Below are 8801 nucleotides of genomic sequence, written 5' to 3' on the forward strand. Positions count from 1 at the left end.
CAATTAAACCGTAACTTAGAGCAACGAACCAATAAGCGCCCCGTTAATGCTGATTTGAGAGAGTCTGGCGTTATTGAGCAGGAAGCAGACGTTATATTCATGATTTATCGTGATGAAAAATATAATCCTCAGTCAGAGCTAAAAGGGATCACTGAAATTATTTGCACTAAATCACGTCACGCTCCCGGTGCAGAAAAAACATATTACTTCACTAACGCTCGTGGTGGTTTAGATCAGGTTGACTTAAATCGAGTAAGGATGGAATCTTATCAAGATGAAATTGAATGCTAGTTAATATGAGAGAAAACCATGATTGTTAAAACTGAAAAAATGACAGATGAACAACTTATTAATTACTTAAAAGATAAATTTTTATTAATCACCAATGAGTTAGCAATTGTAAAAACTGAGTATCCTGATGCACAGGAGAGAATCGATAAGGCTGTTCGGGCATCCGTTAATGCTACGGATGTGATAACGGAACATCAGCGCGAATTCTAATAACTCAGCCTGCAATATGCGGGCTTTTTTGTGCCTGCAACAACGCCGATTCCAAGGTGCCAACGTTTAACACGCAAGAGGATTTTTAGATGAACATTAAACAATTACAGCAACAAATCCATCAACAAAATAAATCTGCTGGATGGTGGGATAACCCACGCGAAAAAGGAACGTTACTCTGCCTTATTCATTCTGAAATTAGCGAGGCGATGGAGGGTGAGCGCAAAGACTTAATGGACGATCACTTGCCACATCGAAAAATGGCAGAGGTTGAACTTGCTGATGCTGTTATTCGTATTTTGGATTATGCCGAAGCTTTTGATTATGACATTGAAAGCGCAATAACTGAAAAGCTCGAATACAACAAACATAGAGCAGATCATCAGCGTGAAAACCGTATCAAGAAGGGCGGAAAACAATTCTAACAGGAGGCATCTAATGCAGGGAAATAATTGGGTTAAGGTGAGTGAGAGATTGCCTGTTGATCGCACTCAAGTAATTCTTTGGGATGGCGTTCTTGGGGAAGTGACTGCTGGTCATTATAGCCACAAAACAGGATTGTTTTATAACTGCGGTCGCACCATTGAAAATGAAATTACACATTGGTGTATATCGCCACTCCCACCAATGCCAGAGGGTGAATGATGGAATCACCACTTGCACGAATGATTAAGCAACAGGTGTTCGATGCCAACGTCGACAGGCTTGTAGCACTCAATGATGAACAATGGGATTTCATACTGAATGACCAGGATAAATGTGCGTGGGCTGGCGGTCATTATTACGGTCACGATTATGACGAATGGGAAATCTACATTGCCTACGATATCAAATATGTGAAAACAGGATTACGGGAGCCATTGTTATGAACGAACTCAAGAAATGCCCGTTTTGCGGCAGTAAAGTTAAATGGTGTGGAGAGAACGAGCCGAACCCAGAAGATAACCACCTTTGTGATCATATCGAATGTACTAATGCTGATTGTGGCGCTGATTTCTCTTTTACCCACAATAACGATATTTACCCTGATGATTCTGATGACATGACACCAAAAGAATTAATGCAAATTGACCGTGATTATTCAGCGCAGCGGTTTAACAGGAGAGCTAACATTGACTAAAAAACAACGCGGAAAATTGAAAATGTTGTTCGGTGGTCGATGTGCTTACTGCGGTTGTGAGTTACCAGAAAAAGGCTGGCATGCAGATCATGTAGAGCCGGTTCTTCGTGGCCCTGATTTTATTGCTAACAATGACACAACTGAAAATCTTTTCCCCGCGTGTGCTCCATGCAACTTATTCAAAAAAACATACTCAATTGAAGATTTTCGACACGAAATAAAACGGCAGGCAGATAGAGCTAGGCTGTATTCAGTAAATTTCAGAACAGCAGAACGTTTCGGAATGATTGAATTAGTCGATAAACCAGTTATTTTCTGGTTTGAACAGTATCAGCAGGAGAATTTAGGAGGTTAACTTGGAAGCAGATTTTCTCTTCCACGAATCAACCAAAAATACCGCATGGCAACACCTCAAAGAAGTTCTAGCAACAAACCAACCGCACCGAATCATTATCCAGCCTTGGAAAAACAAGCGTTCATTATCTCAGAATTCCACTTTTCATTTGTGGTGCACAGAGATAAGCAAATATCTATGCAAGAACAACGCCAATTACACACCTGAAGCCGTTAAGGAGGTGCTAAAGCATACATTCCTAGGCTATGAGGTGGTCGATATGATTGACGTTACTACACAACTTACAGAGCGCGTAAGGACACTTCGAAAAACATCAAAACTTGATACAGGTGAAATGTTCCATTTTATGGAGCAGGTTGAACGCTGGGCGGTAGGTATAAATTGTTTCGTGACGATACCTGATAACTCTCAATATATGGAATTAAAAAGGAAACAAAATGAATAAATGGAATGAGGTTTTTTTATATGTTGATGGGGTTTTAATTTGGAGGGTAAGGGCATCTCAAAGAACTAAGATTGGAGACCGTGCAGGATGGGTGGGAAACAACGGGAGAATTAGTGTGGAATATAAGGGGGAGAGCCATTTAGCGCATAGAGTTATTTGGGAAATGCATCATGGTGATATTCCTCATGGGATGGTTATAGATCACATTAATCACAACCCACAAGATAATCGGCTAGAAAACCTACGGATGGTATCGATTGCTGAAAATGCAAGGAACAGGAAAACGCCAGTAAATAATACGTCTGGGTTTCAGGGAGTTAGTTGGAATAAATTTCGTGGCAAATGGTGCGCCCAGATAAGCGTAAATGGAAAAAAGAAACACATAGGTCTTTTTGATGATATCAGTGATGCCATCTTAGCCAGAAAAAAAGCCAACGAAGAGCATGGGTATCACAAGAACCATGGCTTATAGGGTGGATCTGAATACATGAAATTGAAAAGGAAACAAAATGAGTAAATACGACAGACCATGCAAAGGCGTAACAATCGATGTGTATGACGTTTTAAAAGCATTTGAAGTAACTAACCCAGCATTACAGCATTTAATTAAAAAAGCTCTCTGCGCTGGATTGAGAGGGCATAAAGACAAAGAGCAAGACTTATGTGAAGTGCTGGCATCCGCAAAACGGGCTATTGAGTTGGAGGCTGAGAAATGACTGAAGAACAATACAGGACTTATGCGCGAGTGATAGTTGTTGGTCGTGAGTTTATCTCATTTAATCACAACACCATTTCATCTGTAACAGGATTAACACCCGCAAGGGTTGGAACGATTCTAAGAAAGTTACTTGCATTCCAGTGTGTAGAGCATGTCGAAACAAAGAGCCGTAAACGCACTCGCCCAATCAATAACTACGCAGTAACAGACGATGCAATCACTCGACTGAGAAGTCAGTTTGAAAAAGAGCGATTGGCTAATCTCCCACTCTTCCCTAAAGCAAAGAAAGTTGAAGCAAAGAAACCTATAAAAGTGCTGGATGATTTTATGTGTGGATTGTCATTTGTCGATAAGGCAAACACCGCAGGCATGGGTAATCCGATGTTGATGAAGTTTGATTCATTATTGAGTGGAGTGAGAGTGTGAGTGAAGAACGTAACGGAATTTACCTCCGAATCAATGGGGATCAGTATCGGCATATTTGGGTGGTTGGTGATATTCACGGATGCTTCAATCTATTAAAAAGGAATATGTATCGAATTGATTTTGATAAAGAAAAAGATTTATTAATTTCAGTTGGTGACCTAATTGACCGTGGGGACCAAAACGTCGAATGCCTAGACTTGATTAATGAGAAATGGTTTAGAGCTGTACGTGGCAATCATGAGCAAATGGCTATTGACGCTTTGTTTAATGGGGCGCCTTCACATAACTGGCTCTATAACGGCGGTGATTGGTTTTTCATGCAGGACTACGATAGTGAAGTCTTATCCCACGCCTGCTTAGCCAAAGTAGAGAAACTACCTTTTATTATCGAAGTAAATGCAGATGGGAAAAAGACTGTCATTACACATGCTGATTATCCATCCGATGAATACGAGTTCGGCAAACCAGTAGATGAGCAGTATGTAATTTGGAGTCGTGAGCGTATAGGTGACGATAACGTCCGTGAGATCAAAGGCGCTGACCTGTTTCTATTTGGGCATACACCAATGATTAAAGGTATCGAAAAGCGCGCTAATCAGGAATACATCGATACTGGGGCAGTGTTTGGTTATGGGCTAACTATGAGACAAATCAAATGAACTGCCAATCATGCAATAGACAGCTAACAGATGATGAAATTTATGTGTGTAGCAAGTGTGCTGATGAATACGCTCATTTGGAAGTGATGGATAAAATCAAAGGAGAGGGAGATGCAGAAGCTAAGGCGACGGCGCTGTAAAGTATGCCGAGAATGGTTTATTCCAAGGCAGAGTTTTCAAAATTGGTGTAGCCCGGAGCATGGATTTGAATTATCCGAGCAACGAAGGAATAAAGATAGAGAAAAAGCATTAGCAAAACTTAAAAAGGAGAAACAGAAAAAAGAACGAGAAGAAAAAGACAAACTCAAATCCCGCAAGTTAGCAGTAAAACCCCTCTCATATTTCACCAAGCAAGCACAGACCGCATTCAACGCATTTATCAGAGAAAGAGACAAGGATGAGCCTTGCATCTCGTGTGGTCGTTTTCACGAAGGTCAGTATCACGCAGGGCACTATCGAACCACCGGTGCTAACCCAGAACTTAGGTTCGATGAAGATAACTGCCATAAGCAATGCGCACCATGTAATAACCATCTATCGGGAAATATCGAAAATTACACACCTCGACTAATAGAAAAAATTGGTCAGGAACGTTTCGATCGGCTGATGGGCTCTCATGAATTGCCAAAATGGAAACGCGAGGATTATGAGCGGATACGTGATCACTACCGAGCAAAGTTAAAGGAGCTGAAAGATGAGGCGCGATAAATACAAAAGCCTGCCAGTTGCTATTACCGTGGCAAGAAGGTTGTCCAGAGAATCATTGAAAAGGCAAAGTTTTAGCGTTGTTCAGCTACCTATGGGCATCTTATCAGTATTGGTTACTAGCGACGCAAAGCGTAGGAAGAAATCTATTGTCTACTCAGTAAGTGGCGATGGTCATCACACAGTATTACCGGAGGCGAGATGAGCTATATCGGAGAAAAGGAATTAACAGATGAGCAGTTTCGCTGGCTAGATGGTTGGTTAAATCTGTGGGGTGCTTGGGTATATTCTGGTCGTATCGACATTCGCATGATCAACATGATTTATAAATTCATGCAAACAGTAGAACCAAGTAAAAACCCATCAAGACCTATGTGCAATGATGATGAAGGAATGTTGATTTCTCAGGTCGTAGATTCAGTCATCGCCACTGACACACAGGCTTATGGAATATTACTAAGTTATTACGCTCATGGTTCATCTAAGTTGTCGATTGCATCTTACTATCACCGAGTTGCAAAACCACGCAAAATGCAAACGAGAGGGGGAAATAAATACGGCAAGCCATCTCATAGAACTTGCAGGAGAGAAGTTGACGAAAAACTCAAAGCTGCTCAGTGGTTATTGTACGAACCTCTGCGAAATGCAATGAATAATCGTAAACGTGTAGCTAAAGTAAAGAAAATAACTGAACTTTGCTATTGACATTAAAGGACAAATGGACAACAATTATAAGGTAAGTTGCTTTACGTGACTCTTAAGTTTACTTACCTTGTTAACCGAAAGGTTGATTGACACTACGGAAAGACGTGTAGCCTTGATGGGAAAGGCGTTATGAGAATCTGGGGAGCGTCAGATTTAAACCATCCTTGAACCGCTCGACAATTTCAAGACCTCGCTTCGGCGGGGTTTTTTGCTATCTGCAACCTGTAAGTAATCCTTACAAGTTCAACTCTCCGGAATTTCCGGATAGTTCACATGTTTGGTTATTCCGAACAACTCATTTTAAAGATCGCTTAGGCGGTCTTTTTTCGTATATGCCGACCACAGAACAATTACCCTCGTTATCACGTTCACACAAGAGCTGTGAGTCGGCGTTCTATTAACTTTAATTACGGAACACTCCGCAGGGGGTGAGTATGCGCATGCCTGAAAAAAATACAGAATTCTGGGTGCAAATCTGGGACTGGATAACAATAAATGCGCCACTTATCGCTGGCGTTTTGTTAGCCGGAATGACTGCTTTTACCAGAGAGAAAAGAGAAGGTTCGGGATGGAAGGCATCTTTAGCTGAAGCGGCTATATGTGCCTTTATCAGTATTGGCATCATTACTGCTTTGGAATATGCAAAGTTACCAATCAGCTTGGCTCAGTTTTTTGGTGTGTTTATTGGCTTCCTTGGTACTAAGAAAATCGGTGCAATCGTGGAAGCGGTAATGTCGTTCTTCAAAAACAAATTCGGAGTTAACAAATGACACTCGGTGAGAAACAACGCAAGTTCACTCGTATGATTGCGGACTTAATTATCTTTGCCTACGACAACGGATATGAGCTGACATTCTCGGAAGCATACCGAACGCCAGAGCAGGCACAGTTAAATGCCAAATCAGGTGCGGGTATTAAAAACAGCTTACACACACAACGCCTAGCTGTGGATTTCAACCTATTTAAAGATGGCAAATATCTCACGGCATCAAGTGATCATAAATTGCTTGGTGAATATTGGGAATCTATCGGCGGTACGTGGGGCGGTCGTTTCAATGACGGCAATCACTACTCGTTAGAGCACAATGGCGTTAAGTGATATGAATACGCTAACTAAGGTATTAGCTGGACTACTGGCAATATCTGCATTCTGGCTATGGTGGGTAATAGATGACTACGACAAATTAAGCAAAGATCACAACACAGCAACTAGTCAGTTATCTCGCCAGCAATCCATCACAGAAAATGCCAACCGTACATTCAGGATTATCAATAATGTCTCATCACTTAATAGCGAAGAGCGGAATAGGTCAGCCGTGGATTCTGAAAAAGTTAAAACGGTTATCAAAACTGTTCTTGTCAATAATGATTGCGCCAATACTGCTATTCCTAATGACGCTCTTATCAGGATGCACGACTATTCAGAAAGAATACGTGCCAGTGGAGCACATAGCGATACCGGCACACCTAACCGCTGATTGTCTATTGCCATACATACCCGAACAAATGACATGGGGAGAATCGTTAATGTTAAACATCTCCCTGTTATCGGTTATTGAGCAATGTAACTCAGACAAGAAAGCAATACGGGAAATTGAAAAAGCGAGGATGTCCCCGCTTTAACTAGTTAGCTAATTTGACGGTATTTGTAGCCAGCTTTTTTAATATTCACATCAAGGTATTGACCTTTCGAACTTGCATTCATTAGGCCTTGATGGATCTTTGATGGAACATTTAAGTACTGATAAACACTGCCACTATGGAATGCTACTTCCAAAGTTTGAGTGGCTTGATCATAGCCAACTGATTGAAGGTTTGAAGATGAAACAGGAACGCGATTCAATTTCTAAATCTCCTATTAACGGGAAAAGTCCCGAGGAAATATTAGAACATTTTAAGAAATATAACTTCGTGGATGATCACGGACACAGGTTAGAGTTCTGTCAGGACTTTATTGATCTAGTGACCTTAGCCACAAAGTAAAGAAAATCTTAATTATGCCTCGCAATAGCGGGGCTTTTTAATGGAGAAATATCATGGCAGTAGAAGGTTCAGAGAATCCAGTTAAATTCCGTGAAGAATTGGATAAAAGCATTCCAAAAGAATAAAAAATCCCAGCACGGGAGGCTGGGCAATACTAACAAGATATCAATCAAAGTGTAGCGATAGCTACTTAGTATAGCTTAAGTAAATATATATATCAGCAATTAGATAAGTCGGTTATCCATTAAGGAGAGTGATCATATCTTGACTGCTAGGAACAGACTAGAAGCGACCTGATTAACGTAGTGATACGTGATGATGGTTGCGAACTCTACGCATTTCACTCTGTGCTCCACATGCACGCACATCTAAAAACATCGAACCGTTATTTAGGAATGAGCCTTTGAGGAGATCAGTTATAGCTGATACTGCTTCGATGGGCTGATTTCCTATGTGGCAAGGGTTCATTACTAAGTAAGGACAGTATCATGACAAAATTATCAGTCATCAATAATGCTACATCTGAACAACCAACCATGACTAGTTTAGAAATGGTTGATTACATCAACGCAGATAGAAAGGCAAAGGCTGAGATAGAAGGGTTAAGTTTTCCATGCAAGAAGTATAGAAAATTACAGCATAAAGACTTTTTAAGGAAAGTGCCTAAAGTATTGGGTGAAAATCAATCAGCGAAATTTTACGCCGATTACATCGACAACAAAGGTCGCTCATACCCGTGTTGTAAATTCCCTAAGCGTGAAGCTTGTTTGATGGCTATGAGTTACAGCTACGAGCTTCAAGCGCAAGTGTTCGATCATATGACTGAGCTAGAAGCTGAATCAGGATTTGGATTTACCATCCAGCAATTACAACACATGTTAGCCGTGGCAAGAAAAGCTTCTGATGAAGATTCAAGTGATGCAGGTCGCCGATTACGCAAACGCCAAGATGATTTAGCCATCTTAAACCGCGCTGAAAAGTTAATAGGTGATATTAGCCAGATGGCATTAGGTTTAGTTGGCGGTGGCAAGTTATTAAATCATGAAAAGTAATAAATATTGCACTCCTCAAAATTGAGGAGATTGATTTAATTAACATTTAACGATGAATAGGCCCTAGTGGCCTTTTTTATTGGGTGGAATATGAAAACAGGAAGAATGGTAGCAACCATAAAAATGAAGTGG

General features: G+C 40.8%; 21 protein-coding genes. 20 read left to right on the forward strand and 1 reads right to left on the reverse strand.

Features of this window, described 5'->3' with window-relative positions:
• The 19 genes from ABN256_RS18385 to lysC all read left to right on the forward strand — a co-directional run.
• A partial coding sequence (locus tag ABN256_RS18385) for a DnaB-like helicase C-terminal domain-containing protein (protein WP_349439873.1) occupies window positions 1-291 on the forward strand: 291 nt, incomplete at its 5' end.
• 18 nt (window positions 292-309) lie between these two features.
• The gene (locus ABN256_RS18390) at window positions 310-501 is read left to right on the forward strand and encodes a hypothetical protein (RefSeq protein ID WP_036969518.1); all 192 of its coding nucleotides are present in this window, start codon (window positions 310-312) and stop codon (window positions 499-501) included.
• Between the two features lie 89 nt (window positions 502-590).
• Entirely contained in the window at window positions 591-926 is a 336-nt protein-coding gene (locus ABN256_RS18395) for a nucleoside triphosphate pyrophosphohydrolase family protein (protein WP_081213868.1), read from the forward strand.
• A 13-nt stretch (window positions 927-939) separates the two neighbouring features.
• Window positions 940-1146, forward strand: a complete 207-nt coding sequence (locus ABN256_RS18400) for a DUF551 domain-containing protein (protein ID WP_349439874.1) — start codon at window positions 940-942, stop codon at window positions 1144-1146.
• Window positions 1146-1370: a hypothetical protein gene (locus ABN256_RS18405; protein ID WP_349439875.1), complete on the forward strand. Its 225-nt coding sequence runs from the start codon at window positions 1146-1148 to the stop codon at window positions 1368-1370. The genes ABN256_RS18400 and ABN256_RS18405 overlap by 1 nt, the downstream gene beginning before the upstream one ends.
• Window positions 1367-1621 carry a Lar family restriction alleviation protein gene (locus ABN256_RS18410; protein ID WP_349439876.1) on the forward strand — a complete coding sequence of 85 codons (255 nt, stop codon included), beginning with the start codon at window positions 1367-1369 and terminating at the stop codon, window positions 1619-1621. The genes ABN256_RS18405 and ABN256_RS18410 overlap by 4 nt, the downstream gene beginning before the upstream one ends.
• A 22-nt stretch (window positions 1622-1643) precedes the next feature.
• On the forward strand, window positions 1644-1976 hold the full coding sequence (locus tag ABN256_RS18415; protein WP_349439881.1) for an HNH endonuclease: 333 nt from the start codon (window positions 1644-1646) through the stop codon (window positions 1974-1976).
• A 1-nt stretch (window position 1977) separates the two neighbouring features.
• Complete coding sequence (locus tag ABN256_RS18420) at window positions 1978-2421, forward strand: YbcN family protein (protein ID WP_349439877.1); 444 nt, start codon at window positions 1978-1980, stop codon at window positions 2419-2421.
• A complete protein-coding gene (locus ABN256_RS18425) occupies window positions 2414-2893 on the forward strand; it encodes an HNH endonuclease (RefSeq protein ID WP_311749745.1) in 480 nt (159 codons plus the stop codon). Before ABN256_RS18420 ends, ABN256_RS18425 begins: the two co-directional genes overlap by 8 nt.
• 37 nt (window positions 2894-2930) lie before the next feature.
• Window positions 2931-3137, forward strand: coding sequence for a hypothetical protein (locus ABN256_RS18430; RefSeq protein WP_066747538.1), 207 nt, complete (start codon window positions 2931-2933; stop codon window positions 3135-3137).
• A complete protein-coding gene (locus ABN256_RS18435; protein WP_349439878.1) occupies window positions 3134-3565 on the forward strand; it encodes a hypothetical protein in 432 nt (143 codons plus the stop codon). Before ABN256_RS18430 ends, ABN256_RS18435 begins: the two co-directional genes overlap by 4 nt.
• The gene (locus ABN256_RS18440) at window positions 3562-4224 is read left to right on the forward strand and encodes a metallophosphoesterase (RefSeq protein WP_349439879.1); all 663 of its coding nucleotides are present in this window, start codon (window positions 3562-3564) and stop codon (window positions 4222-4224) included. The genes ABN256_RS18435 and ABN256_RS18440 overlap by 4 nt, the downstream gene beginning before the upstream one ends.
• Window positions 4221-4364 carry a protein NinF gene (locus ABN256_RS19290; RefSeq protein WP_141124276.1) on the forward strand — a complete coding sequence of 48 codons (144 nt, stop codon included), beginning with the start codon at window positions 4221-4223 and terminating at the stop codon, window positions 4362-4364. Before ABN256_RS18440 ends, ABN256_RS19290 begins: the two co-directional genes overlap by 4 nt.
• Window positions 4336-4932, forward strand: coding sequence for a recombination protein NinG (locus tag ABN256_RS18445; RefSeq protein ID WP_349439880.1), 597 nt, complete (start codon window positions 4336-4338; stop codon window positions 4930-4932). The genes ABN256_RS19290 and ABN256_RS18445 overlap by 29 nt, the downstream gene beginning before the upstream one ends.
• Before the next feature lie 198 nt (window positions 4933-5130).
• Complete coding sequence (locus ABN256_RS18450) at window positions 5131-5634, forward strand: antiterminator Q family protein (RefSeq protein ID WP_243213056.1); 504 nt, start codon at window positions 5131-5133, stop codon at window positions 5632-5634.
• 434 nt (window positions 5635-6068) lie between these two features.
• Window positions 6069-6404 carry a phage holin, lambda family gene (locus tag ABN256_RS18455; RefSeq protein WP_115370795.1) on the forward strand — a complete coding sequence of 112 codons (336 nt, stop codon included), beginning with the start codon at window positions 6069-6071 and terminating at the stop codon, window positions 6402-6404.
• Complete coding sequence (locus tag ABN256_RS18460; protein WP_036976899.1) at window positions 6401-6733, forward strand: M15 family metallopeptidase; 333 nt, start codon at window positions 6401-6403, stop codon at window positions 6731-6733. Before ABN256_RS18455 ends, ABN256_RS18460 begins: the two co-directional genes overlap by 4 nt.
• Window position 6734: 1 nt before the next feature.
• Window positions 6735-7112 (forward strand): DUF2570 family protein, encoded by a 378-nt coding sequence (locus tag ABN256_RS18465; RefSeq protein ID WP_197269289.1) that lies wholly within the window; start codon window positions 6735-6737, stop codon window positions 7110-7112.
• Complete coding sequence (lysC, locus tag ABN256_RS19295) at window positions 7027-7257, forward strand: Rz1-like lysis system protein LysC (protein ID WP_439652325.1); 231 nt, start codon at window positions 7027-7029, stop codon at window positions 7255-7257. Before ABN256_RS18465 ends, lysC begins: the two co-directional genes overlap by 86 nt.
• A 4-nt stretch (window positions 7258-7261) precedes the next feature.
• Here lysC and ABN256_RS18470 read toward each other — a convergent pair whose 3' ends face one another.
• Window positions 7262-7477 (reverse strand): KTSC domain-containing protein, encoded by a 216-nt coding sequence (locus ABN256_RS18470; protein WP_197269288.1) that lies wholly within the window; start codon window positions 7475-7477, stop codon window positions 7262-7264.
• A 628-nt stretch (window positions 7478-8105) separates the two neighbouring features.
• Between ABN256_RS18470 and ABN256_RS18475 the strand changes: the two genes are divergently transcribed.
• Window positions 8106-8669 (forward strand): Rha family transcriptional regulator, encoded by a 564-nt coding sequence (locus ABN256_RS18475; protein ID WP_181880499.1) that lies wholly within the window; start codon window positions 8106-8108, stop codon window positions 8667-8669.
• Window positions 8670-8801: the final 132 nt, after the last annotated feature.

Origin of the sequence: Proteus sp. fly-1008 (assembly GCF_040140305.1) — a bacterium.
Taxonomy (GTDB): domain Bacteria; phylum Pseudomonadota; class Gammaproteobacteria; order Enterobacterales; family Enterobacteriaceae; genus Proteus; species Proteus vulgaris_B.